This is a genomic window from Pseudomonas sp. AP19, from assembly GCF_001728855.1.
Lineage (GTDB): Bacteria > Pseudomonadota > Gammaproteobacteria > Pseudomonadales > Pseudomonadaceae > Aquipseudomonas > Aquipseudomonas fluorescens.
The window spans coordinates 48770-74084 of record NZ_LXJP01000008.1 but is presented as its reverse complement, the minus strand read 5'-3'; the positions used below and the strand labels follow the sequence as shown (position 1 = coordinate 74084).

General features: G+C 60.8%; 20 protein-coding genes. 9 read left to right on the top strand and 11 right to left on the bottom strand.

The features are described 5' to 3' along the window. Positions 1-129: 129 nt before the first annotated feature. From A7D21_RS08680 to A7D21_RS08665, 4 genes are all read right to left on the bottom strand, one after another. Entirely contained in the window at positions 130-1800 is a 1671-nt protein-coding gene (locus A7D21_RS08680; RefSeq protein WP_069551488.1) for a bifunctional protein-serine/threonine kinase/phosphatase, read from the bottom strand. Continuing rightward, positions 1800-3011: a NarK/NasA family nitrate transporter gene (locus A7D21_RS08675; RefSeq protein WP_053257468.1), complete on the bottom strand. Its 1212-nt coding sequence runs from the start codon at positions 3009-3011 to the stop codon at positions 1800-1802. Before A7D21_RS08675 ends, A7D21_RS08680 begins: the two co-directional genes overlap by 1 nt. Positions 3012-3222: 211 nt before the next feature. Next, positions 3223-3798, bottom strand: coding sequence for an ANTAR domain-containing response regulator (locus A7D21_RS08670; protein ID WP_069551487.1), 576 nt, complete (start codon positions 3796-3798; stop codon positions 3223-3225). Positions 3799-3812: 14 nt separating this feature from the next. Beyond that, complete coding sequence (locus A7D21_RS08665) at positions 3813-5039, bottom strand: CmpA/NrtA family ABC transporter substrate-binding protein (RefSeq protein WP_069551486.1); 1227 nt, start codon at positions 5037-5039, stop codon at positions 3813-3815. A gap of 286 nt (positions 5040-5325) precedes the next feature. On the opposite strand from A7D21_RS08665, the gene sctC reads away from it, so the two are divergent. From sctC to A7D21_RS08645, 4 genes are all read left to right on the top strand, one after another. Further along, positions 5326-6780, top strand: coding sequence for a type III secretion system outer membrane ring subunit SctC (gene sctC / locus A7D21_RS08660; protein WP_069551485.1), 1455 nt, complete (start codon positions 5326-5328; stop codon positions 6778-6780). 189 nt (positions 6781-6969) lie between these two features. After that, on the top strand, positions 6970-7371 hold the full coding sequence (locus A7D21_RS08655; RefSeq protein ID WP_053257464.1) for a winged helix-turn-helix domain-containing protein: 402 nt from the start codon (positions 6970-6972) through the stop codon (positions 7369-7371). Then, positions 7364-7819, top strand: a complete 456-nt coding sequence (locus A7D21_RS08650) for a transglycosylase SLT domain-containing protein (protein ID WP_053257463.1) — start codon at positions 7364-7366, stop codon at positions 7817-7819. The genes A7D21_RS08655 and A7D21_RS08650 overlap by 8 nt, the downstream gene beginning before the upstream one ends. Before the next feature lie 86 nt (positions 7820-7905). Continuing rightward, positions 7906-8931, top strand: a complete 1026-nt coding sequence (locus A7D21_RS08645) for a quinone-dependent dihydroorotate dehydrogenase (protein ID WP_053257462.1) — start codon at positions 7906-7908, stop codon at positions 8929-8931. Between the two features lie 127 nt (positions 8932-9058). On the opposite strand, the gene rmf is transcribed toward A7D21_RS08645, so the two are convergent. Beyond that, positions 9059-9274: a ribosome modulation factor gene (gene rmf / locus A7D21_RS34265; RefSeq protein ID WP_002553055.1), complete on the bottom strand. Its 216-nt coding sequence runs from the start codon at positions 9272-9274 to the stop codon at positions 9059-9061. Between the two features lie 531 nt (positions 9275-9805). Here rmf and rlmKL point away from each other — a divergent pair. The 3 genes from rlmKL to A7D21_RS08635 are packed head-to-tail and all read left to right on the top strand — an operon-like array spanning position 9806 to position 14614. Next, the gene (gene rlmKL / locus A7D21_RS08640; RefSeq protein WP_053257461.1) at positions 9806-12070 is read left to right on the top strand and encodes a bifunctional 23S rRNA (guanine(2069)-N(7))-methyltransferase RlmK/23S rRNA (guanine(2445)-N(2))-methyltransferase RlmL; all 2265 of its coding nucleotides are present in this window, start codon (positions 9806-9808) and stop codon (positions 12068-12070) included. Then, entirely contained in the window at positions 12049-12180 is a 132-nt protein-coding gene (locus tag A7D21_RS36175) for a hypothetical protein (protein ID WP_256556039.1), read from the top strand. Before rlmKL ends, A7D21_RS36175 begins: the two co-directional genes overlap by 22 nt. A gap of 49 nt (positions 12181-12229) precedes the next feature. After that, positions 12230-14614, top strand: coding sequence for a diguanylate cyclase (locus A7D21_RS08635; protein ID WP_069551484.1), 2385 nt, complete (start codon positions 12230-12232; stop codon positions 14612-14614). A gap of 107 nt (positions 14615-14721) precedes the next feature. Here A7D21_RS08635 and dacB read toward each other — a convergent pair whose 3' ends face one another. Next, on the bottom strand, positions 14722-16197 hold the full coding sequence (dacB, locus tag A7D21_RS08630) for a D-alanyl-D-alanine carboxypeptidase/D-alanyl-D-alanine-endopeptidase (protein WP_069551483.1): 1476 nt from the start codon (positions 16195-16197) through the stop codon (positions 14722-14724). 237 nt (positions 16198-16434) lie between these two features. Here dacB and A7D21_RS08625 point away from each other — a divergent pair, with 237 nt between their 5' ends. After that, positions 16435-16779, top strand: coding sequence for a YggL family protein (locus A7D21_RS08625; RefSeq protein WP_033900540.1), 345 nt, complete (start codon positions 16435-16437; stop codon positions 16777-16779). 37 nt (positions 16780-16816) lie between these two features. Here A7D21_RS08625 and A7D21_RS08620 read toward each other — a convergent pair whose 3' ends face one another. Further along, positions 16817-18007: a benzoate/H(+) symporter BenE family transporter gene (locus A7D21_RS08620; RefSeq protein ID WP_069551482.1), complete on the bottom strand. Its 1191-nt coding sequence runs from the start codon at positions 18005-18007 to the stop codon at positions 16817-16819. Positions 18008-18233: 226 nt separating this feature from the next. On the opposite strand from A7D21_RS08620, the gene A7D21_RS08615 reads away from it, so the two are divergent. Continuing rightward, positions 18234-18998 (top strand): GntR family transcriptional regulator, encoded by a 765-nt coding sequence (locus tag A7D21_RS08615; protein ID WP_017134778.1) that lies wholly within the window; start codon positions 18234-18236, stop codon positions 18996-18998. A 169-nt stretch (positions 18999-19167) separates the two neighbouring features. Here the strand turns inward: A7D21_RS08615 and guaD are convergent, their stop codons facing one another. From guaD to xdhA, 4 genes are all read right to left on the bottom strand, one after another. Then, positions 19168-20472 carry a guanine deaminase gene (gene guaD / locus A7D21_RS08610; RefSeq protein ID WP_069551538.1) on the bottom strand — a complete coding sequence of 435 codons (1305 nt, stop codon included), beginning with the start codon at positions 20470-20472 and terminating at the stop codon, positions 19168-19170. 7 nt (positions 20473-20479) lie between these two features. After that, positions 20480-21322, bottom strand: a complete 843-nt coding sequence (xdhC, locus tag A7D21_RS08605) for a xanthine dehydrogenase accessory protein XdhC (protein WP_069551481.1) — start codon at positions 21320-21322, stop codon at positions 20480-20482. A gap of 118 nt (positions 21323-21440) precedes the next feature. Further along, the gene (gene xdhB, locus A7D21_RS08600; protein ID WP_069551480.1) at positions 21441-23840 is read right to left on the bottom strand and encodes a xanthine dehydrogenase molybdopterin binding subunit; all 2400 of its coding nucleotides are present in this window, start codon (positions 23838-23840) and stop codon (positions 21441-21443) included. Further along, entirely contained in the window at positions 23833-25281 is a 1449-nt protein-coding gene (gene xdhA / locus A7D21_RS08595) for a xanthine dehydrogenase small subunit (RefSeq protein WP_053257454.1), read from the bottom strand. The genes xdhB and xdhA overlap by 8 nt, the downstream gene beginning before the upstream one ends. Positions 25282-25315 lie beyond the last annotated feature (34 nt).

The following is a 25315-nucleotide window of genomic DNA, read 5'->3' as shown; positions in this document are numbered from 1 at the left end:
TCGGCCCTTCGACGTTGAAGGAGCGGCGGTATGTGTGTTGTTGAAAAAGTTAATGCAGTGGTTGTGCCAAGTTACCTAGCGCTCGGTTTTATTGGGGCCAGCGTCGATATCCCTGGGTTAATTCGCCCTCTAGTGGTGCAACAGCCAGTACGCCAGCACCAGATTGACCAGCAACGATGCCAGCGCCACGGCTTGCCAGACCTTGAGCGGTTCGCGCTCCAGCAGCGGTCTGGGGCGCACGCTCAACTCACGGCGGTCGGCCTGCTCCAGGACAAGCAGCCATTCTTCGGCTGTTTCATAACGTTGGTCGGGGTGAGGCGCCACCGCGCGTTCCAGGCTGAGGGGCAACCAGTCCGGCAGGTCGGGGCGATAGCGGCTGGCGCTGACGGGCTGGGCAAAACGGGGCCGCTGGAAGGCTTCGATTTCGCCGTAGGGGTAATGCCCGGTCAGCAGGTAATAGAGCGTGACGCCGACGCTGTATAAATCCTGTTGCGCCGTAGGATGTTCGCCACTGAACGCCTCCGGGGCGATAAAACTCGGCGTGCCGGGCAGTTCGTGGGCGCGGTCTTCAGAGAGCCCCGGGCAATAGGCCAGGCCGAAATCCAAGACGCGCAGTTCGCCGTCGTCACCCAATAACAGGTTTTCCGGCTTGATGTCCCGGTGCAGGATCTGCCGTCGATGCAGCATGCCCACCGCCCGCAACAATCGTTCGGCGATGGACTGCCACTGCGCCAGGGGCAGTGGGCCCTGATGCTGGAACAGTGCTGCCAGGGTGTGCCCCGGATATTCACGCATTACGTAGTACAAATGCTGACGCCCACTGGCCGCATGCACTTCAGGAAACGCGCGCCCGGCAACGCGGCGCAGAAACCATTCTTCCGAGAGCAGCGCTTGACCCGCACCGTTGTCATCCTCACGGTTAAGCGGCAAGGTTTTCAGCAACCAAGGCTGCTGCTGCGCATCGCGTACGCGGTACAGCAAGGATTGGCGGCTGTGCGCCAGCACGCTTTCAACCTGCCAGCCCTCAAAGTGTTGCCCGGCTTTCAGGACTTGTGGCAACGGCCATTGCTGCAACTGCACCAGCGCATCGCCAAGGGTGGCGGCCCCCAGTTTGTCGATACGCACCAGCAGCGCGCTGGCATTGTCCTGGCTGGCGGCCAGGTGTGCAGCGTTGACCAGGGTGTTGACCGCCAGATCCAGGTCGGTTTGCTCACGCAGAATCGCCCTGATGCTGTGATCGCCCAAGGTGGCCCACACGCCATCGCTGAGCAGCAGGAAACATTCACCCTCACGCAATTCACCGTCGAGAAAATCCAGCACCAGGTGTTGATCCAGGCCGAGGGCGCGCTTGAGCACATGGTGCATGCCCGGTTGCTCCCACACGTGATCTTCGCTGATGCGCTGCAACTCGCCGTCCAGCCAGCGATAGACCCGGCAATCGCCGACATGCGCGAGCGTGAAGCGTTGGCCACGAAACACCAGGGCGCTGAGGGTGGTCAGCAGCGGCTGACCGCCACCGTTGGCCTGAAGCCAGCGATTCTGCGCCAGCAACAAACGTTCGAGCGCTTGAGCCACGCCCCAGGTTTGCGGCGTGGCGTAATAGTCCAGGGCCAGCGCCTGTAAGGTCGAGCGCGCGGCCAGGCCACCGTCGGCACATTGGCTGACGCCGTCGGCCATGGCGCACAGGTAACCCTTGCTTGCGGCCAGTTCCGCCACAGGCGTGACCACGCGCAGGGCATCCTGGTTCTCGGTTCGAGGGCCGATTGCGCTGGCGTGGGCGATGCTCAGTTGCAGGCTCATCAGACGCGTGCGGCGGTCACGGCGGCCGAGCCCCAGGTGGTTCTCCAGCGACGTTTGACGCCGTGCAGGCCAAACCAGGCCAGCACGCCGAGGCTGGCGAACAACCACAGGGCCATCTGGTAACTGCCAGTGCTTTGTTTGATTGCACCCATACCCGCAGCGAGGGCGAAACCGCCGATACCGCCCGCCATGCCGATCAGGCCGGTCATCACGCCGATCTCACGGCGAAAGCGTTGGGGGACCAGCTGGAACACCGCGCCATTACCTGCACCGAGGCCGAGCATGGTGCAGACGAAAAGCGCCAATGCAGCGTAGGAACTTGGCAGGTTGAACCCGACCGCTGCGATGCAGATGGCCGCCACGCTGTACATGCCGAGCAGGGTACGGATCCCGCCGAAACGGTCAGCCAGGGCGCCGCCCAACGGACGCATCAGGCTGCCACCAAATACGCAGGCGGCAGTGTAGTAGCCTGCGGTCACCGGGCTCAGGCCGTATTGGTCGTTGAAGTAGCCGGGCAGGGCGCTGGCCAGGCCGATAAAGCCGCCGAACGTCACGCTGTAGAAGAACATGAACCACCAGCTGTCGCGGTCGCCCAGGGCTTTGAAATAGTCAGCCATGGATTTGGCTTTCGGACGTTCAGGCGCATTGCGCGCGAGCCAGGCGAAGACCACCAGGGTAAGTACCAGCGGAATCAGCGCGAAGCCGAACACATTGCTCCAGCCGTACGCAGCGGCCAGCACCGGTGCCAGCAGTGCGGCAAACACGGTGCCGGAGTTACCCGCGCCAGCGATGCCCATGGCCTTGCCTTGGTGTTCAGCGGGGTACCACTGGGACGCCAGGGGCAGCGCAACCGCAAAGGACGCTCCGGCCATGCCCAGAAACGCACCGAGCAGCAGGGCTTGCTCGTAGCTGTGGATGCCGAGTTTCCAGGCCCCGAACAATGCCGCGATGACAATCACCTGACCGATCAGGCCGGCGGTCTTGGGCGACAGTTTGTCGGCCAGCATGCCCATTAAAAAGCGCAGCACCGCGCCGGCCAGGATGGGCGTCGCCACCACCAGGCCACGTTGCTGGGTGGTCAGGTGCAGGTCGGCGGCGATTTGCACCGCCAGCGGGCCCAACAGGTACCAGACCATGAAGCTCAGGTCGAAATACAGGAACGCGGCAAACAGGGTCGGGGTGTGCCCGGATTTCCAGAAGCTTGATTTCATCACGCACCTCAACGGTTGGGAGTCTTGTAAGAAGGCCGGGTGATGGAACAGCCGTTTAGGGCCGCCCCATCGGCCCCATACGCTGGGACCAAAACGAAAAAACGCCGCCACCGGGTTTGCGCGAGCAAACCGAGTGGGCGACGTCTTTGTCGTAGAAGGGGCAACCGCCGTTGGTTACCGGTGAGGATTCTTTAGCAAGAGCTGCGCCAGTTCAGCCGAGCAACTCGCTCATCGCAATAATCTGCTCCGCCACCTGGATCAGTTTCTGTTGGCGGCTCATGGCCTGGCGGCGCATCAGGGTGTAGGCCTCTTCCTCATTGCAGTGCTTCATTTTCATCAGCATGCCTTTGGCCAGCTCGATGCGTTTACGCTCGGCCAACTGCTGATCGCGGGCCTGGAGCTGCGCGCGCAGGGCCTGGTCGCTTTCAAAACGAGCCATGGCCACGTCCAGGATGGGCTGCAGGCGTTGGACCTGGATGCCTTCAACGATGTAAGCGCTGACCCCGGATTTGATCGCCTGGCGCATCACGTTCGGATCGTGCTCGTCGGTAAACATCACGATCGGCCGAGGTTGGTCGCGGCTGACCAGCACCACTTGCTCCATCACGTCGCGGCCGGGTGACTCGGTATCGATCAGGATCACGTCGGGGCGCACCGTTTCGACGCGCGCAGGCAGGTCAATGGTCAGGCCGGACTCATCGATCACCTCGAAGCCTGCTTCGGTCAGCGCAGCCTTCAGGCGTCCGACTTTGCGCGGGGTATCGTTGATCAACAGGATGCGCAACATCGTGGTTCCTCCTGTCAGCGCTGGGCGTGGCGGTTGGAAGGCTCGGCCATGGCGTGCAGGCGGAAGCTGCGGGCGTACGCGGCGGGGTTGGAACCGTCCCAGATTTTGCCGTCGATCAGTTGACTGCTCCGCATGTCCTGAGCGTTTGCCGCGACGCCGACGGCAGCGGCGGCTTGGCGATACAGGTCCAGTTGCTGCACTTGGCGAGCAACGCCCAGGTAGTCCGGATCTTCGCGCAGCAGGCCCCAGCGTCGGAACTGGGTCATGAACCACATGCCGTCGCACAGGTACGGCAGGTTCACCTCGCCATCGGCAAAAAACCTCAGGGCATGTGGGTCTTGCCACTGGTTGCCGAGGCCATCGTCATAAGCGCCCAGCAGGCGCGGTTCGATGCAGTCGAGTGGCGTATCGAGGTAGTCGCGGGCGCTGAGTAATTGCGCTGTAGAGCGGCGGTTTTCCTGGCTTTCTTCGATAAAACGGCTGGCTTCGAGGATCGCCATTACCAGCAGGCGGGCAGTGTTCGGGTATTGATCGACGAACGCCTGGGTGCAGCCGAGTACTTTTTCCGGATGGTTCGGCCAGATCGCTTGCGTGGTCGCCAGCGTGAACCCCTGGTTTTGCTTGACGGCGCTGGCGCACCAAGGCTCGCCGACGCAAAAGCCGTCGATCCGCCCGGCTTGCAGGTGCGCGAGCATCTGCAGCGGTGGCACCACCACGCTGTTCACATCTTGCAATGGATGAATGCCCTGGCTGGCCAGCCAGTAATACAACCACATGGCGTGGGTGCCTGTGGGAAAGGTCTGTGCGAAGGTCAGCTTTGTTCGGCTTTGGTGCACGTGACGATCCAGTGCATCAGGAGTGACCACGGCCTGCTGTTGCAAATCGTGGGAGAGGTTGATGCTCTGACCGTTTTGGTTGAGCCCCATCAACACAGCCATATCGGTAGAGGCTACGCCGCCAATGCCCAGGTGCACGGCATAGACCAGTCCGTACAGGCTGTGGGCGGCATCCAGCTCACCGCTGACCAGTTTGTCGCGCAGGTTGGCCCAGGACGATTGGCGTTTGAGGTTCAGCGTCAGCCCGTAGGGCTGGGCGAAGCCCTGGGTGGCGGCGACCACCAGCGAGGCGCAATCGGTCAGCGCCATGAAGCCCAGGTCAAGGCTGCTCTTTTCCGGGGCGTCGCTACCGTTTACCCAGGCCAGCGCCTTGTTCACCGGGCTGTTGCCGACCGAATCGTTCATCAACACCTACCTTTTCTCTCAAAAAAAAGCGTCGTTTCCTTGGATGGCAGCGCGGTGAGGCCAGCGCAGGCCATTGCGGGGTAACGACGCCTTTGTCTGTAGGCACGCTCCGACGTTGGCGCGCGCTCTGATGCAGAGTCCATAGCAAGGCACATGCCACGGGCAGACAGAAGTGGCCCGCCGTCAGCTTTCCATCAAGATTGAAAGTCGATGGCCTTTCAGTATGGCCGCTTCTTTGCGCCAGACTGCCAGGAACCCCTGCGTGTATATCCAACCCTCGGCGATGATGAGTTTCCACCGGCTGTGCCCCTGGCTGTTGTGCCTTACGTTGTTGCTGGCAAACGCGCCCGCCTGGGGGGAAAGCTACCAGGCGCGGGATGAAAGCCTGCACACCTTCTTTACCGCCTTATCGGTGCCTCTGGGCTTGCCCGTTGTCGTCAGCCGCGATGTGGCGCGCAAGCGTATTTCCGGGGTATTCGATTTGGCAGTGGCTCAGCAGACCCTGGAGGCGGTCGCCGCGCAACAGGGTCTGATCTGGTACAGCGACGGGCAGGTGCTCTATCTGTATGACGCGGGTGAAGCAAAAAGCTCGGCGGTGGCGCTGCGGCATATCTCTGTCGACAAGTTGCGAGGGTTCATGCGCCGCTCGGGGCTTGATGAATCACGGTATCCCCTCAGGGAGACCGACGGGCGTACGTTCTACGTGGCTGGGCCACCCAATTATGTGGATCAGGTGCTGAACCTGGCCCAGCAGATGGACAGGCAGCGCACCGAGGTGCGCCTGGGTAAGCAGATCTTCGGCGTGGTGCAGGTATTCAATACCCATGTGGCGGATCGGCAGTACGCCATGGGCAACGACAAGGTCAATGTGCCGGGCATGGCCTCGATCATCGAAAACCTGCTGGCTATCGAGCAGCAGGCTGCCACGCAGCGCCCCCCGAGCGCGCTGGCCGACAAGAGCGTGTTAGTGATTGCCTATCCGGACTCCAACAGTTTGTTGATCAAGGGCAAGCCTGCCCAGGTGAAGGTGATTGAGGACCTGGTGGCGGAGCTGGACAAGCCCAAACGTGCGATTGAAGTATCTCTGTGGCAGGTCGACGTGGACCGTGACGAACTCGAGAAGCTCGACGCGGCCTGGGCCCGGGAAACCGACGGCGTGGCTTCCGTGACGCGTGTCATGGAGCCCTTGGACGATAACCGCTTGATGGTGCAGCTCGGTGCGCTGGAGCGTCGCCGCAAAGCCAGGATCACGGCGTATCCGGTGATACTCACCCAGGAAAATGTGCCGGCGGTGTTCCAGGATCAGCACACGTTCTACCTGCCCAACCCCGGGGACAATAAAGGCGAATGGCAGCCCGTACGCTATGGCACTGAAGCCAGTGTGCTGCCGCGCTTTGCCCAAGCGAATCAGATCGAGATGCTGCTGAACCTCGAAGATGGCCGCCAGGTGGCAGGTAAACCCGCGCCTGGCGCCGCAGGGGCCGCAGGGCGAGTGGGCGTCAGCACTGTGGTGCGTGTGACCCAGGGTAAACGCCTGTGGGTCGGCGGTTTTCGACGCGATGAGGAGGGGGCGGGGCGCGGGCGCCGCGCCGAGGTACGGTTATTCGTAATCCAGGCGCGTGCGGTTGGCAGTGAGCCCAGGATGTTGGCCGGCGCTGTGGGGCCGCCGCCGCTCACGCAGGCCCAATATCAGCGCGTGCAACGTGCGTTTGTACGCCAAAACCATGAAGTCTCTGAATGAAAAAGCCGTTTAAGCGCGCTTGTTGAGCGTGCCGGCGAAAAGTCCTACGCGTTACCCGCCGAAAGCCTCGAATGCATGGGTCTTTTCCTAACGCTGTCCCAGGTTCAGGTTTTTATAGTCGCGGGGTTGGCGTTTCGCCGTTTCTGGAAACAAGGAATTCAATGTCAGTAGGTGGATGCAGAGGTGTGTATGACCCTCACGAATGAAGGGCCGACGGCCTCGTCGGTGTTTGCCGGGTGGACCTTGCATGGCGATGGACGGTTGACCGGCGAAGGTGTGGACATTCAGCTGCCACCCAAGGAGTGGCATGTGCTGCGGCTGCTGCTGGCGTCCGAGGGGGCGCTGATCACTAAGGATCGTTTGCTTGAGTGGGTCTGGCCGCGTGGAGAGGTTGCAGAAGAGTCGCTCACCCGCTGCATCTATGCGTTGCGCAAACACTTGAAGATGGACAAAAGGTTTATCAAGACGATTTATGGCAGGGGCTACCGCTTTACCTGTGCCGTGAACGTCCAGCAACACGAACCTCGACAGGCAGGGCTGGGACGTACGCAGCGCATCTGTTCGGCCTGTGGCCAGGTGAACCATGATTAAGCGCCTGTGCAAAAGCTTACTGTTGAGCCTGTTGATAGGCAGTCTTCCCGCCTGGGCAAGTTGCTGGGATGACGTAGCCCGTCGCTACGACATCGAACCGGAGCTGTTGCAGGCTATTGCTGCTGTAGAGTCGGGGTACCAGGCGCAAGCCTTGAACACCGGCAACAGCGATGGCTCGCGAGATATCGGTTTGATGCAAATCAACAGCATGCACTTGCCTCGCCTGCTCAAGCAGGGGATTACCCAGGAGCGGCTGCTGAGTGAGCCTTGTTTGTCGATTGAAGTGGGCGCCTCGATCCTCGCCGAGTTTATCCAGCGCTTCGGATACAACTGGACAGCGATTGGCTCATACAACGCGGGCGCTGCACCTGAGCGTGAGGCACTGCGCTTACGTTATGCACGAAAGATCTGGGCTCGTTATGAAGTGCTGGTCGCGCAACGCCATTGACGATTGGACGGCACGCCTCGCACCTGGCGTGCCACCCCGGCTATAATCGGCGCCACCTTTCGCCGCCATCCGAGTCTAGCCCGCCCATGTATACCCTGGCCCGCCAGTTGTTGTTCAAACTCTCCCCGGAAACCTCTCACGATCTGTCCCTGGACTTGATCGGTGCCGGTGGTCGCCTGGGGCTCAATGGCCTGGTATGCAAGGCACCGGCAAAAATGCCGGTGACGGTGATGGGGCTCGATTTCCCCAACCCGGTCGGGCTGGCTGCCGGCCTGGACAAGAATGGCGCGGCCATCGACGGCTTCGCGCAACTGGGTTTCGGTTTTGTCGAAATCGGCACCGTGACGCCACGGCCGCAACCGGGCAACCCTAAGCCGCGCATCTTTCGTTTGCCGGAAGCCGAGGCGATCATCAACCGCATGGGCTTCAACAACCTGGGCGTTGATCACCTGCTGTCGCGGGTTCAGGCAGCGAAGTACAAGGGCATTCTCGGTATCAATATCGGCAAGAACTTCGATACCCCGGTAGAGCGCGCCGTCGATGATTACCTGATCTGCCTGGACAAGGTTTACGCCCACGCCAGCTATGTCACGGTCAACGTCAGTTCACCCAACACCCCCGGCCTGCGCAGCCTGCAGTTTGGTGATTCCCTCAAGCAATTGCTTGAAGCCTTGCGTCAGCGTCAGGAAGACCTGACGGTGCGCCATGGCAAGCGCGTGCCGTTGGCCATCAAGATTGCTCCAGACATGAGTGATGAAGAAACTGCTCTGGTTGCCCAGGCCTTGGTCGATTCGGGTATGGACGCGGTGATTGCTACCAACACCACCCTCAGCCGTGTCGGCGTTGAAGGGTTGGCGCATGGTGATGAAGCGGGCGGCCTGTCGGGTGCGCCGGTGCGTGACAAGAGCACCCATATCGTTAAGGTGCTGGCCGCTGAACTGGCGGGGCGTTTGCCGATCATCGCCGTGGGCGGCATCACCGAAGGCAAGCACGCCGCCGAGAAGATTGCGGCGGGCGCGAGCCTGGTGCAGTTGTACTCCGGCTTTATCTATAAGGGCCCGGCGTTGATTCGCGAGTCGGTGGATGCGATTGCCGCGTTGCCGAAGGCCTGAACCTATCGGCCATTAAAAAGGGCTCCATTAGGAGCCCCCTGGGCCGAAGCCCGCCGCCCGGATAGGACGTGCGTGGTTAAGTCGTTACATAATCTACTAAGTGGTTTGTCGGATTAAGTGCCCTGTGTTAGCCGACGGCGTGAAGTTCGTTGAGTCTGTGGATCCCCGCAGTGCCGGTCATACCGTCCCAATTGTCGCCGCGTCCTTCTCGCCAGCCGTTAATCCAGGCTTGGCGTACCGACGGTAGAGTAAATGGGCAAAGCTCACGGGATTTGCCATGAACGCCATACTGATATCCGCGTAAAAATGCTCTTTCCAACGGATCACGCTTAAGTCTTCTCATAGGGTGTTTCCCTCACTTGTTGACTGTGTAGATATCCTTCGGCCTCGTGTGAGGCCGGGCAGAGTTTTTCTGCCGTTGGTGGGCTCGCTGCCGGCGTGGCGAGCCAATGTGTCGGCGTCGTTACGGCGCCAACCTGTGTTGAGTTCTAACCAATAGGTCACATGGATTCAATGATCGTTTTGTCATAAGCACGTAACGATAACGATGCTATAGCCATAAGCTGGGATGGCTTTTCGCCCCATTTATTGGGCAAAGCCAGCTATGATGTGCCTTGCAAAGAGGATGGGTTTAATCCTTTAGTGAGAATGTCCGCCCGTTGCAGTCGGTTATTATTCGACGAAGGGTCGGAATATTTCCTCTTGTTGCAAACAATTGTTTATCTGCCCCGGAAATTTCGGTCGAAAGGCCCGGCAGCCGGGGTGGAACGGCACATTCGTGTCACGCGAGCACTCTTCAAGAAAAGTGCTTGATTGAAAACCGAGCCGGCGATGCGTCGCCCGTTCATTTATTGCTGAAAAGCCTGGAATGCCCATGTCGGACCGTTTTGAACTCTTCCTCACTTGCCCCAAGGGCCTCGAAGGCCTGCTGATCGAGGAAGCCGTCGGGCTTGGCCTTGAGGAAGCCCGCGAGCACACCTCGGCCGTGCGCGGCATGGCCGACATGGAAACGGCTTACCGCCTGTGCCTCTGGTCGCGCTTGGCCAACCGCGTGCTGCTGGTGCTCAAGCGCTTCCCGATGAAGGACGCCGAAGACCTGTACCACGGCGTGCTGGATATCGAATGGGCTGACCACATGGTCCCGGACGGCACCTTGGCCGTGGAATTCAGCGGTCATGGCTCGGGCATCGACAACACCCACTTCGGCGCGCTGAAGGTCAAGGATGCGATTGTCGACAAGCTGCGCACCCCGACCGGCGAACGCCCGTCTATCGACAAGATCAACCCGGACCTGCGTATCCACCTGCGCCTGGACCGTGGCGAAGCGATTCTCTCCCTCGACCTCTCCGGCCACAGCCTGCACCAGCGCGGTTACCGCCTGCAGCAGGGCGCGGCGCCGTTGAAGGAAAACCTGGCCGCTGCGATTTTGATTCGCGCCGGCTGGCCGCGCATCGCTGCCGAAGGCGGCGCGCTGACGGACCCGATGTGCGGCGTGGGTACCTTCCTGGTGGAAGGCGCAATGATCGCCGCCGACATGGCGCCCAACCTCAACCGCGAACTGTGGGGTTTCACCACCTGGCTGGGTCACGTCCCGGCGTTGTGGAAGAAGCTGCACGCCGAAGCCAGTGAGCGTGCCGCCATCGGCATGAACAAGCCGCCGCTGTGGGTGCGTGGTTACGAAGCTGACCCGCGCCTGATCCAGCCCGCCCGCAACAACATCGAACGCGCAGGCTTGAGCCACTGGATCAAGGTGTATCAGGGCGAAGTCGGCACTTTCGAGCCGCGCCCCGACCAGAACCAGAAAGGCCTGGTGATCTGCAACCCACCCTACGGCGAGCGCCTGGGTGACGAGGCCAGCCTGTTATACCTCTACCAGAACCTCGGCGAGCGTCTGCGCCAGGCGTGCATGGGCTGGGAAGCGGCGGTGTTTACCGGCGCGCCGGACCTGGGCAAGCGCATGGGCATTCGCAGCCACAAACAGTATTCGTTCTGGAACGGCGCGTTGCCGTGCAAATTGCTGTTGATCAAGGTCAACCCGGACCAGTTCGTCACTGGCGAGCGTCGTACCCCGGAGCAGCGTCAGGCTGAACGCGAGCAAGCCGCTTACGATCAAGCCCCGACCGAGCCGCAAGAGCGCCAGTACAACAAGAACGGTAACCCGATCAAGCCAGCACCGGCTCCAGTGGTCGAGCAAGCGCGTCTGAGCGAAGGCGGGCAGATGTTCGCCAACCGCTTGCAGAAGAACCTCAAACTGCTGGGCAAGTGGGCCAAGCGTGAAGGGGTGGATTGCTACCGTGTGTACGATGCCGACATGCCCGAATACTCGATGGCCATCGACCTGTACCACGACTGGGTTCACGTCCAGGAGTACGCGGCACCGAAGTCCATCGACCCGGAGAAAGCCTCGGCACGCATGTTCGATGCACTGGCGGCGATTCCTCAGGCGTTGAACGTCGACAAGAGCCGCGTCGTGGTCAAACGGCGTGAGCGTCAAAGCGGCACCAAGCAGTACGAGCGCCAGAGCGCCCAGGGTAAGTTCACCGAGGTCAGCGAGGGTGGCGTGAAGCTGCTGGTCAACCTCACCGATTACCTGGACACCGGTCTGTTCCTCGACCACCGCCCGATGCGCATGCGCATCCAGAAAGAAGCGGCCGGCAAGCGTTTCCTCAACCTGTATTGCTACACCGCGACCGCGAGTGTGCACGCAGCCAAGGGCGGCGCGCGCAGCACTACCAGTGTGGACTTGTCCAAAACCTACTTGGACTGGGCGCGTCGCAACTTCTCGCTCAACGGTTTTTCCGACAAGAACCGTCTGGAGCAGGGTGATGTGATGGCGTGGCTGGAAGCCAGCCGCGATGAGTTCGACCTGATCTTCATCGACCCGCCGACCTTCTCCAACTCCAAGCGCATGGAAGGCATCTTCGACGTGCAGCGCGACCACGTGCAGTTGCTCGACCTGGCGATGGCGCGCCTGGCACCGGGTGGCGTGTTGTACTTCTCGAACAACTTCCGCAAGTTTGTGCTTGAGGACAACCTCAGTGAACGCTATGCCGTAGAGGAAATCAGCGACAAAACCCTCGACCCGGATTTCGCGCGTAACGCGAAGATCCACCGTGCATGGAAAATCACCGCGCGCTGATCGCAGCAGCACCGCGCATCACGCTGCACCAAAAAGCCGCAAGCCCGGATTATTCCGGGCTTGCGGCTTTTTTACGCTGGTCAAATACCGGCCTCATGGCTATAACTTAACGCCTAGCCAAAGTGACACCCCCGCACGCTGGCGTTGTGAGTGTTGCCTATGACGTTGCAAGCTGTTCGCCCGAAAATCCTAGGCTTTATCAGTGAACAGGCGTCGGCTTGGCTGGTGGCATTGGTGGTATTACTGGCAGGTTGCACGCTGACGATCATCGTGGCCTGGGCCGCCGCCGACGTTTATCAGCAACAGGTTCACCAGCGTTTCCAGTTGCTGGTCAACGAGCGCTACGCCCGCCTTCAAGAACGTTTTGAAGACCAGGAGCAACGCCTGGCAAGCCTGCAACGTTTTTTCACCAATTCCAGTGATGTCTCCCGCGCCGAATTTGATGGTTTCGCCCAACCCTTGCTGTTGCGCGCCCGCGCCTATGCCTGGGCGCCACGCATATGGCGCGATCAACGCAGCTCATTTGAGCAGGAAATTTCCCGCCAGCGAGGCGTACCCTTCGCGATCCGTGAATTGAATGCGTCGGGTGAGTTGGCGCCTGCCGCGGAGCGCGATGAATACGTGCCGGTGCTGTACAGCCAGACTCAAAGCCTGCTGGGTTCACCCTTGGGGTTTGACCTGTTGGCCCAGCCGTTGCGTCGCTCGGTGCTTGAGCGCGCGCTGAAAAGCGGCAAGCTGGCGGTGTCTCAACCCATGCAACTGGTGGGCGTGGAGCCGGCGTATGCTGCCGGTGTGTTGCTGGTGGCGCCCGTCAGCAAGCCGGTTGGCGAAGAGCCTATCGGTTTCGTGATGGCGGTGATCAGCATGCGCCAGCTGGTCGCCGATGGGTTGCCCAAGCCGAAGCGGGACAACTTGGTGATGCAGATCGTCGACACCTCCGACGCTCAGCAGCGCGTGCTGTACGCGTCCAGCAATTCGGTCGGCAGCAGTGACCTCATTGCCGCGCGCCGTCTGACCCTTGGCGACCATGTGTATGCCCTGAGTATGCGTGCCAGCCAGATCTTCGACCAGGCCAACCATTCTTCGATGAGCACGATCCTGACCATGGGCATGCTCCTCAGCCTGCTGCTCAGCGCTTTGTTGTATGTGTTGGTCAGCCAGCGCCAGCGCGCGCTTGCGCTGGTGGAGCAACGCACAGAGCTGTTGCGTCTGCGTGAGCTGGAGCTGCGTGGGGCCCATGGGCAATTGCGCAGCGTGCTGAATGCGGCCACCCAGGTTGCAATCATTGCCACTGACCTCAGGGGCGTGATTAACACGTTCAATGCCGGTGCCGAGCAGATGCTTGGGTTCAAGTCCGAGGCGGTAGTGGGGCGGCTGACGCTGGAGAGCCTGCACCTGGCCCTGGAACTCGAATCACGCGCTGCCAGTTTGAGTGTGGCGTTGGGCAAGCGTATTGCGCCGAGTCAGGCGATGCTGGTGGAAAGTCCGGACAACCTGCACGAGGCGCAGGAATGGACACTGTTGCGTGAGGATGGCAGCCATTTGACGGTGAATATGCTGACCACGGTGTTACTGGATGACTATGGCCTGTGGATCGGGCACTTGGCGATCTACCTGGATGTCACCGAGCAGAAACGCGCCTACGAAGCGCTGGCTGCGCGTGACCGCTTGCTGAAAAAACTCAGTGCCCACGTGCCCGGGGGAATCTTCCAGTTCACCCTGGACCCTCAGGGAACCGGGCGTTTCATCTACGCCAGCGATGGCATGCGCGATATTTATGAAATCGAAACCGGGGTCTTGCAGCACGACGCGAACAAGGTTTTTGAGCGTATCCACCCTCTGGACGTCGAGCGGGTACGGCTGTCGATACGGCTGTCGGCGCTGCAGTTGAGCCATTGGCGCGAAGAGTATCGCGTGGTATTGCCGCAACGCGGGCTGCGCTGGATTCGCGGCGAAGCGACGCCGGAGGAGTTACCCGGCGGCGGCACGTTGTGGCACGGCTACGTTTCGGATATTTCCGATCTCAAGCGGGTCGAGGAGGAGCTGCGCGCGTTATCCATCACCGACTCGCTGACGGGTATTCATAACCGACGCTATTTTCAGGATCGCCTGAAGGCCGAGATGCACCGGCTCAACCGCACGGCTGGGGCGCTGTCGTTGATCATGTTCGACATTGATCACTTCAAGCGCATCAACGACCAGTACGGGCATGCGGTGGGGGATGGTGCCCTGCAGGAAGTGTGCAAGCGCATCAGCCAGCGTCTGCGTCGCACGGACGTGTTCTGTCGCCTGGGTGGCGAAGAGTTCGTGGTGCTGTGCCCGCACACCAATGGTGATCAGGCTTACAGCCTAGCGATGGAGTTGTGGCAGTCGCTGCGCAATACGTCGATGGAACCCGTGGGGGTTGTGACCGCCAGTTTCGGGGTGGCCAGTTGGCGGGTCGATGAAGGCGTAGATGAGCTGTTGCTGCGCGCGGATTCGGCGGTGTATGTGGCCAAGCAGGCGGGCAGGGACAGGGTGGAGGCGGAACGATTACGGGCTTGAGTGGGCGCGCCGGATTGCTCGCGAAGCGGTGTGCCAGTCAACAACGATATCGACTGATCCACCGCTTTCGCGGGCAAGCCCGCCCCCACAGGGTTTTGTGTTGCCGTTTAGAGTACCGGTGCCGATGCCGTCAGCTTAGGCTGGCGATACAGATCCAGTAGCACCTGATCCAGCACCGACGAAGCGCCCCACGGCTTCGAGTCGTTGAGGATCGCCACCACCACCCAGCTATTGCCGTTGTTGTCGCGGCTGAAGCCAGCGATGGCGCGCACCGTGTTCAGGGTGCCGGTCTTGACGTGGGCTTCGCCGCGCAGGGCGGTGGTTTTCAGGCGTTTACGCATGGTGCCGTCGGTGCCGGCAATCGGCAGCGAGCTGATGTATTCCGCTGAATACGGGCCTTTCCAGGCGGCTTGCAGCATGGCTGCCATCTCGCGGGCGCTGACCCGTTCGGCGCGGGACAGACCCGAACCGTTCTCCATCACCAGGTGCGGCGCGGTGATGCCTTTCTTCGCCAGCCACTGACGCACGACACGTTGTGCGGCCTTGGCGTCGTCGCCATCGGCATCGTTTCGGAACTGCGCACCGAGGCTCAGGAATAACTGCTGGGCCATGGTGTTGTTGCTGTATTTATTGATGTCGCGAATGATTTCCGCCAGGTCCGGCGAAAATGCGCGGGCCAGCACCTTGGCGTCCTTGGGCACCGGCGCCTGGATATCACGGCCCTGGATGGTGCCGCCCAACTCCTGCCAGATCGCGCGCACGGCGCCGGCGGTGTAAGTGGCATGGTCGAGCAGCGACAGGTAAGTCTGCGAGCTGCAACCGTCGCCCAATTGACCACTGACGGTCACGGTTACGCTGCCATCGGCGGCGGTTACGGGGCTGTAGCGCACGTCGCCGGTGCATTGCTTGGCGTTGGACACCTTGACCTGATTGTCGATACGAATGCTGGCAATCGGTGGTTCGACCGACACGATCACCCGGCCCGAATCATTGCGGGTCACGAAGCGCAGGGCCTTGAGGTTGACCAACAAGGCATCGGGCTTGACCAGGAACGGCTTGTTCTCGTCGTTACCGTCGTCATTGAATTCGGGCAATTGCGGTTGGTTGAAAAAGCTGCGGTCCAGCACCAGGTCGCCGGTCACTTGTTGCACGCCGTTGGCGCGCAGGTCGCGCATCAGCAACCAGAGTTTTTCCATGTTCAGCTTGGGGTCGCCACCGCCCTTGAGGTAGAGGTTGCCGCGCAACACGCCACCGCTGAGGGTGCCGTCAGTGTAGAACTCGGTCTTCCACTGGTGGTTGGGGCCGAGCATTTCCAGGGCCGCGTAAGTGGTGACCAGCTTCATGGTGGACGCCGGGTTTACCGAAACATCGGCGTTGAACACGGTCGGCGTGCCGGGGCCGGTCAGCGGCAGCATGACCAGGGACAGCGAAGTATTCGGTATTTTGGCTTTTTGCAGCGCCTGTTGAACATTTGGCGGCAGGGTGTTGTTGATCGGTGCGGCGGTAACGGAAAAGGCCAGTGGCAGCAAAAAACCGGCAAACAGCATTGAGCGTAAAGAATGGCAACGAAAAGATTTGATCATAAGGAATACAACCCTACGGCAGAGAAGGGTGAAAAAGGCGAGGGGTATGGAAGAAAATCCCTCATTGGTCACGAAATTGTCGGCATTATGCCCCAACCTGGAGCCGCTTGTAGCGCAACCATAGCGGGTAATCGGCGTTTTTTTAACCGTTGTATAGCCGCCTGTCCCAGAGAGTCGGGCAATTGCCGCCTTAAACTGCTAAAGTGCCGCCCGTTATTACTTATGAGGATTGTTCCAATGGCGACTAACCGTTCCCAGCGTCTGCGCAAAAAACTGTGCGTTGATGAATTTCAAGAGCTGGGTTTCGAACTGAACCTGGACTTCAAAGAAGACCTGAGTGAAGAAGCTACCGACGCTTTCCTCGAAGCATTCATCAAAGAAGCCATGGAAGCCAACGGTCTGGGCTATGTCGGCGGCGATGACTTCGGTCTGGTTTGCCTGCAAAAGCGTGGCTCGGTCAACGAAGAACAGCGTGTAGCTGTCGAAAGCTGGCTCAAAGGCCGTAGCGAACTGAAAAGCGCTGAAGTCAGCCCACTGCTGGACGTGTGGTATCCGGAAAAGCCGATCAACGCGGCTAAGTGATACTAAAAAAAACGGCGACCCTCGGGTCGCCGTTTTTTTATGCCTTGCGCCCATTCAGAATCAGCAGCGTCAACACCCCCGCCACAATCCCCCAGAATGCCGAACCGATGGAAAACAACGTCAAGCCTGACGCGGTGACCATAAAGGTGATCAGCGCCGCTTCCCGTTCCTTCGGCTCATTCATGGCGATGCTCAAGCCATTGATGATCGAGCCAAACAACGCCAAGGCCGCAATCGACAGCACCAGCTCCTTGGGCAACGCCGCGAATAACGCCGCCAACGTGGCGCCAAATACCCCGGCAATCCCGTAGAACACCCCGCACCACACGGCTGCGGTATAGCGCTTGTTGCGGTCTTCATGGGCATGCGGCCCGGTGCAAATGGCCGCACTGATCGCTGCCAGGTTGATCCCGTGGGAACCGAACGGCGCCAGCACCAGCGAGGCCAGGCCTGTTGCGGTGATCAACGGCGAGGCGGGCACGTTGTAGCCGTCGGCGCGCAAGACGGCGACGCCGGGCATGTTCTGCGAGGTCATCGCCACGACAAACAGCGGGATGCCGATGCTGATGGTCGCCGCCAGCGAGAAGTGCGGGGTGGTCCACACCGGCGTTGCCACTTCCAGATGAAAGCCGCTGAAATCCAGCAGCCCCATCAGGCCTGACAGCAGGGTGCCTAACACCAGCGCGGCCAGCACGGCATAACGTGGCGACACACGCTTGATGACCAGGTAGGTGAAAAACATCCCCAGCACCAGGCCGGTTCGATGTTGCGCGGCGACGAAAATCTCGCTGCCGATCTTGAACAGGATCCCTGCCAGCAGTGCCGCCGCCAATGAGGCGGGAATGCGCTTGACCAGTTTTTCAAAGCTGCCGGTCAACCCGCAGAGCGTCACCAGCACCGCGCAGGTGATGTAGGCACCAATCGCTTCGCCGTAACTCACGCCGCCCAGGCTGGTGATCAGCAACGCCGCGCCGGGGGTCGACCAGGCAATGGTGATAGGCGTGCGATACCGCAAAGACAAGCCAATGCTGCACACCGCCATGCCGATCGAGAGGGCCCAGATCCACGAGGAAATCTGCGCGGTGGTCAAACCGGCGGCTTGTCCGGCCTGGAACATCAGCACCAGGGAGCTGGTATAGCCGGTCATCATGGCGATGAAGCCGGCGACGACGGCCGACGTAGAAGTGTCGGCCAGCGGGCGCAAGGGCGCTTGGATGGCGTCAGTCATGGAAGGGTGTTCCTTTTACCTGGGTGTTTGCCGGTGAAGGCCCGGATTCAAGCCTAAACTCAAACGTAACGACTCATTGCAATACAGCCGAGGCCGCAAACAGCCGTACAGTGTGTTGGCGCACTCGGTTGTGTACAATGTGCCCTGTTTTTAGGTGATACTTGCCAGCGACACGCTGTTGCCGTATTACCGTTAATTCGCCGCCGTTCTCCCTACCCGAGTGCCCATGAACGAACAGTTGCAACCTCTCAAGAAACAACCGCGAGCCGGCAAGGCCGGGCGCAGCGGAACCCAGGACGATATCGTCTACGCGCATATCTTCGAGGCGATCCTCGAACAACGCCTGGCGCCCGGAACCAAATTGAGTGAAGAGGCACTGGGCGAAATCTTCGGCGTCAGCCGCACCATCATTCGCCGTGCGCTGTCGCGCCTGGCCCATGAAGGCGTGGTGCTGCTGCGGCCCAATCGTGGCGCGGTAGTGGCGAGCCCAAGTGTAGAAGAAGCGCGCCAGGTGTTCCTGGCCCGGCGTCTGGTCGAGCGGGCGATCACTGAATTGGCGGTGCAACACGCCACGGCTGAGCAACTGGCCGAGTTGCGCCAGATGGTCAACGACGAGCGCGACAGTTTTTCACGCGGTGATCGTGGTGCGGGTATCCGCCTTTCCGGCGAGTTCCACCTCAAGCTGGCCGAAGCGGCGAAGAATGCGCCGCTGATCAGCTTCCAGCGCAGCCTGGTTTCCCAGACGTCGTTGATCATCGCCCAGTACGAAAGCGGCAACCGCTCGCACTGTTCCTACGATGAGCACACTCAGCTGATCGATGCGATCGAAGCACGCGACGCGACGCTGGCGGTGAATTTGATGATGCATCACATGGATCACATCGACAGCAAGCTCAACCTCGATGAGGAAAGCGCGTCGGATGATTTGCACGCAGTGTTCTCGCATCTGCTGCAGACCAAGAAACCGGGGCGTTCTTCAGTCAAATTGTAATTTTCCAGGTTCGCCTGGGACTAAAAATGTGGGAGCGGGCTTGTGTGGGAGCTGGCTTGCCTGCGATAGCATCACCGCGGTGTAACTGATACACCTCGGTGACTGCATCGCGGGCAAGCCCGGCTCCCACACAAGCCCGCTCCCACATTGGTGTATGGCGGCGCTGAAATTAGCGCTGGTGCACCAGCTGACCCGCTGCATATGTCTGCAACACCGTCCGGTCATCCCCCAGCGTCATCAACACAAACAACGTCTCGGCAATGGTATTGGCCTGCTTCAAGCGGTAGCTGAGCAGTGGCGTGGCGTTGTAATCCAGTACCAAAAAGTCCGCGTCCGTACCCGGCTGCAAGGTACCGATCTTGTCTTCCAGGCGCAGTGCCCGCGCACCGCCCAATGTGGCCAGGTACAGCGACTTGAACGGGCTCAAACGCGCGCCCTGCAACTGCATGACCTTGTAGGCTTCGTTAAGCGTTTGCAACAGCGAGAAGCTGGTACCGCCGCCCACGTCCGTACCCAGGCCGACATTCAGCTTGTGCTTCTCGGCCATCGGCAGGTTGAACAAACCACTGCCGAGGAAGAAGTTCGAGGTCGGGCAGAACGCCACGGCCGAACCCGTTTCCGCGAGCCGCGCGCACTCGTCGTCACACAGGTGTACGCCGTGGGCAAACACCGAGCGCTCGCCCAGCAGTTTGTAGTGGTCGTACACATCCAGATAGCCATTGCGCTCCGGGAACAGCGCTTTTACCCACTCGACTTCCTGCTTGTTCTCACTGATGTGAGTCTGCATGTACAGGCCCGGGTATTCGCCCAGCAGTTGCCCGGCCAGCGCGAGTTGCTCCGGGGTGCTGGTCGGCGCAAAACGTGGCGTGACCGCGTAGTGCAAACGGCCCTTGCCGTGCCAGCGCTCGATCAGCGCCTTGCTTTCCTGGTAGCCGGATTCGGCGGTGTCGGTCAGGTAGTCCGGTGCGTTGCGGTCCATCATCACCTTGCCGGCGATCATGCGCAGGTCGAGCTTCTCGGCCGCCTCAAAAAACGCATTGACCGACTGCGGGTGCACGCTGCCAAACACCAGCGCGGTGGTGGTGCCGTTGCGCAGCAGTTCCTTGATGAAAATGTCCGCGACTTCTTCGGCATGGGACTTGTCGGCGAACTGGCTTTCACACGGGAAGGTGTAGGTATTCAGCCAGTCGAGCAACTGCTCGCCATAGGCGCCGACCATGCCGGTTTGTGGCAAGTGGATATGGGTGTCGATCAGGCCTGGCGTAATCAGCGCATCCTGATAATGGGTGACGTCGATGTCGGCGGGCAGGGTGGGCAGCAAATCGCTGGCGTGGCCCAAGGCGCTGATCTGGCCGTTATCGATGACCAGCAGGCCGTCCTCGAAATACTCGTAGGAGGCGTCGATCCCTGCTTCAGCAGGGTCGGCGATGCTGTGCAGGATGGCGGCACGGTAGGCTTTGCGAGTCAAAGGCATGGTCATCTCAACTGATAGCTTGGCTGCGGCGTGATACCGGCAGCAGTTTGGCAATGGGTTCGGCGCTCGCAGTGTGCTGGCCGAAATTCACGTTATAGGTGGCGATGATTTCGCCGGCGATGGAGATGGCGATCTCCACCGGTAATTTTCCCTTCACCTCGGTGAGGCCCATGGGGCAGCGCATGCGTTGCAACTGGGCGGTGTCGAAGCCGCGATCACGCAGGCGGTGTTCGAACTTGACCCGCTTGGTCTTCGAGCCAATCAAGCCGAAGTACGCAAAGTCATTGCGCTTGAGCAGTGCCGCAGTGAGTTCCAGGTCCAGCGCATGATTGTGGGTCATGACGATGCAGTAACTGCCCGCCGGCAGGTCGGCAATTTCGTCGACCGGCTCTTCGCTGACGATTTTACGCACGCCCTGAGGGATGTGTTCTGGAAACTCCTGGTCACGGGAGTCGATCCAGCGCACCCGGCACGGCAGGCTCGCCAACAGCGGCACCAGGGCGCGGCCGACATGGCCGGCGCCAAACACCGCAATCTGTGCCTGCACCTGGCCCATGGGCTCGAACAGCAGCACGGTCACGCCGCCGCAGCACTGGCCCAGGCTGGCGCCGAGGCTGAAGCGCTCCAGATGGGTGTTTTGCTGGCCACGTACGAGCATGTCGCGGGCGATCTGCATCGCCTTGTATTCCAGGTGCCCGCCACCGATGGTGTCGAAGGTCTGCGCGGCGCTGATCACCATTTTGGAGCCGGCATTGCGCGGCGTGGAGCCGAGCTCTTCGATGATGGTCACCAGCACGCAGGGTTCACCCTGGTTCTGCAGGTCGGCGAGGGCGCTGATCCAGTTGTTCATAGTCACCTCTTGTGGTGTCTGTGAGGCCGCTATCGCGGGCAAGCCCGCTCCCACTTTTTTGAGTGTGAACACCGTCAAATGTGGGAGCTGGCTTGCCTGCGATGGCAGCACCTCGGTCCTAAAGCGAAGCCATCTCGGCGTCAGTCTCAACAGCCTTCGCCGCCTGCAACTGCCGCATCTGCTCACAGCCCCACAACACCCGCTCCGGCGTGGCCGGTGCATCAATCTTGGGCTGATACCGATAGTCACCCAGGCTCGCCACGGCATCCTTGATCGCACACCACGACGCAATCCCGAGCATGAACGGCGGCTCGCCCACGGCCTTGGAATGGAACACGGTGTCTTCCGGGTTTTTGCGGTTTTCCACCAGCTTCACGCGCAGGTCCAGTGGCATATCCGCGACGGCCGGGATCTTGTAGCTGGCCGGGCCATTGGTCATCAACTTGCCCTTGTTGTTCCACACCAGCTCTTCCATGGTCAGCCAGCCCATGCCCTGGATAAAACCGCCTTCCACCTGGCCGATGTCGATGGCCGGGTTCAGCGAAGCGCCGACATCGTGGAGGATGTCGGTGCGCAGCATTTTGTATTCGCCGGTCAGGGTGTCGACGATTACTTCGCAGCAGGCCGCGCCGAACGCGAAGTAATAGAACGGCCGGCCCCGTGCCTGGCTGCGGTCATAAAAGATTTTCGGCGTCTTGTAGAAGCCGGTGCTCGACAGCGAGACCTGGGCGAAATACGCCTGTTGAATCAGGCTTTCAAAGGTCAGGATCTGATCGCGCACGCGCACATGGCCGTTATGGAATTCCACGTCCGCTTCGCTCACGTCGTACTTGCGCGCGGCAAATTCCACCAGCCGTTGCTTGATGGTCTCGGCGGCGTTCTGCGCGGCTTTGCCGTTCAGGTCGGCGCCACTGGAGGCTGCGGTCGGCGAGGTGTTGGGCACCTTGTCGGTGTTGGTGGCGGTGATTTGTACGCGGTCAATGTCGACCTGGAACACTTCGGCCACCACCTGCGCGACCTTGGTGTTCAAGCCCTGGCCCATCTCGGTGCCGCCGTGGTTCAGGTGGATGCTGCCGTCGGTGTAGATATGGATCAAGGCGCCAGCCTGGTTGAGGAAGCTGGCGGTAAAGGAAATACCGAATTTCACCGGCGTCAGCGCCAGGCCTTTTTTCAGGATCGGGCTGTGGGCGTTGTACAGGCGAATTGCTTCGCGGCGCTCGGCGTATTGGCTGCTGGCCTCAAGCTCGGCAGTCATTTCCTCGAGCATGTTGTGCTCGACGGTCTGGTAGTAGTGGGTGACATTGCGCTCGGTCTTGCCGTAGTAATTGGCCTTGCGCACGGCCAGCGGATCAAGCGCCAGATGGCGGGCGATGGCGTCCATCACTTCCTCGATGGCGACCATGCCTTGCGGGCCACCGAAGCCTCGATAGGCGGTGTTGGAGGCAGTGTTGGTCTTGCAGCGATGGCCGTTGACCGTGGCGTCGCCCAGGTAATACGAGTTGTCGGCATGGAACATCGCGCGGTCGACAATCGAGTTCGACAGGTCCGGCGAACAGCCACAGTTACCTGCCAGTTCCAGATTAATCCCGTGCAGGCGACCGCTGTCGTCGAAGCCTACGTCGTATTCGATGTAGAACGGGTGGCGCTTGCCGGTCATCAGCATGTCTTCGACGCGCGGCAGGCGCATCTTGGTCGGCTGGCCGGTGAGGCGCGCGACCACCGCGCACAGGCACGCCGGGCTGGCTGCCTGGGTTTCCTTGCCACCAAACCCACCGCCCATGCGGCGCATATCCACGACGATTTTGTTCATCGAAACGTCGAGCACTTCGGCCACCAGCTTTTGCACTTCGGTGGGGTTTTGCGTGGAGCAGTAGACGATCATGCCGCCGTCTTCGGTGGGCATCACCGACGAGATCTGGGTTTCCAGATAGAAGTGTTCCTGGCCGCCGATATGCAGCGTGCCCTGGATGCGGTTTTTCGCCGTGGCCAATGCGCCGGCCGCGTCACCGCGCTGGTGGGTGTGGCTGTCCAGCACGAAGTGCTTGTTGCGAAAGGCTTCGACCACGTCCAGCACCGGTTCCAGGTCTTCGTATTCGATCACGGCTGCCATCGCGGCTTTGCGCGCGGTGTCCAGGTCACGGGCGGCGACGGCCAGCACCACTTGGCCAACGAACTGCACCGTGTCGATGGCCAGCAACGGATCGCCGGGCATCAGCGGGCCGATGTCTTTCAGGCCGGGCACGTCTTCGTGGGTGATGGCGATGCGCACGCCCTCAAAGGCGTAGCAAGGCGCAGTGTCGATGCGGATGATGCGGGCATGGGCGCGGTCGGACATACGCGCGTACAGGTGCAACTGGTTGGGGAATTCCAGGCGATCATCGATGTACTGCGCTTCACCGCTGACGTGCTTGGCGGCGCTGTCGTGCTTGACGCTGCGGCCGACGCCGGAGGTCAGGTCCTGGGCAAACAGCGCGGCGAGTTCGGCCTGGGTTTTAACGACGGCGTGATGGTTAGACATAAGCGGTCACCCGAGTCTCGATGTGCGGTGTTTGCAGTTCGATGAAGTATTTACGCAACAGGTTCTGTGCGCTGAGCAGGCGGTATTCCTTGCTGGCGCGGAAGTCCGACAGCGGGGTGAAATCCTCGGCGAGTGCGGCGCAGGCTTTCTCCACGGTGGCGGCGTTCCAGGTGGCGCCGACCAATACGGCTTCGCAGCTTTTCGCGCGTTTGGGCGTGGCGGCCATGCCACCGAAGGCAACGCGAGCTTCGCTGATCACGCCGTTTGCGAGCTTTAGGTTGAAGGCGGCGCACACGGCGGAAATATCATCGTCCAGGCGCTTGGAAACCTTGTAGGCACGGAACAGGGAATGGCCCTTGGGCACAATGATTTTCTCGATGAACTCGCTGTCCTGGCGCGCGGTGACGCGGTAGTCGATGAAGTAATCTTCCAGCGCCAGGGTGCGGCGGGTGTTGCCTTTGCACAGCACGATCTGCGCACCGAGGGCGATCAGCAGCGGCGGCGAATCACCAATCGGCGAGGCGTTGCCGATATTGCCGCCGAGGGTGCCCTGGTTGCGGATTTGCAGAGAGGCGAAGCGGTGCAGCAGATCGCCAAAGTCCGGGTACGCGTGATGCAGCGCGCTGTAGCAATCGGACAGCGCAGTGGCCGCGCCGATTTCCAGGCGGTCGTCGAACGACTCGATGCGCTTCATCTCTTCGATATTGCCGACGTAGATCATCACCGGCAGCGTGCGATGGAACTGGGTGACTTCCAGCGCCAGGTCGGTGCCGCCGGCCAACAGCCGGGCTTGTGGGTAGGCGTCGTAGAGGTCGGCCAGGTCGGCGACAGTGAGCGGCACCAGGCAGCGTTTGTCGCCGCTGTTGAGCTCGCCGGTCTGGGTCGGTGCGATGGCTTTAAGGCGGGCGATGGTTTCGGTTTGGCGGCTGTCGAACTGGTCCTGCGGTTTATTACAGCAGGCCTGTTCGGCGGCGGCCAGAATCGGGCGGTAGCCGGTGCAACGGCAGAGGTTGCCGGCCAGCGCTTCATGGGCTTTTTGGCTGTCGGCGGCATCGCTGTTCTTTTGCAGGGCAAACAACGACATCACGAAACCCGGCGTGCAAAAGCCGCATTGCGAGCCGTGGCACTCAACCATGGCTTGCTGCACGCTGTGCAACTGGCCTTGATGCTTGAGGTCTTCGACGCTGATCAGTTGTTTGCCGTGCAACGCCGATACGAAGGTCAGGCACGAATTGAGGCTGCGATAACGAATCTGCTCTGCGCCGTGCTCATTGGTATGCAGCTCGCCGACCACTACGGTGCACGCACCGCAATCGCCGCTGGCGCAGCCTTCCTTGGTACCGGATTTGCCCACATGCTCGCGCAAATAGTTGAGCACGGTCAGGTTGGGGTCCAGGGCGTGCTCGCTACGGAGTTCCTGGTTAAGTAAAAACTGGATCACGGAAGGCCTCACAGACTCATTATTGTTGTTAACC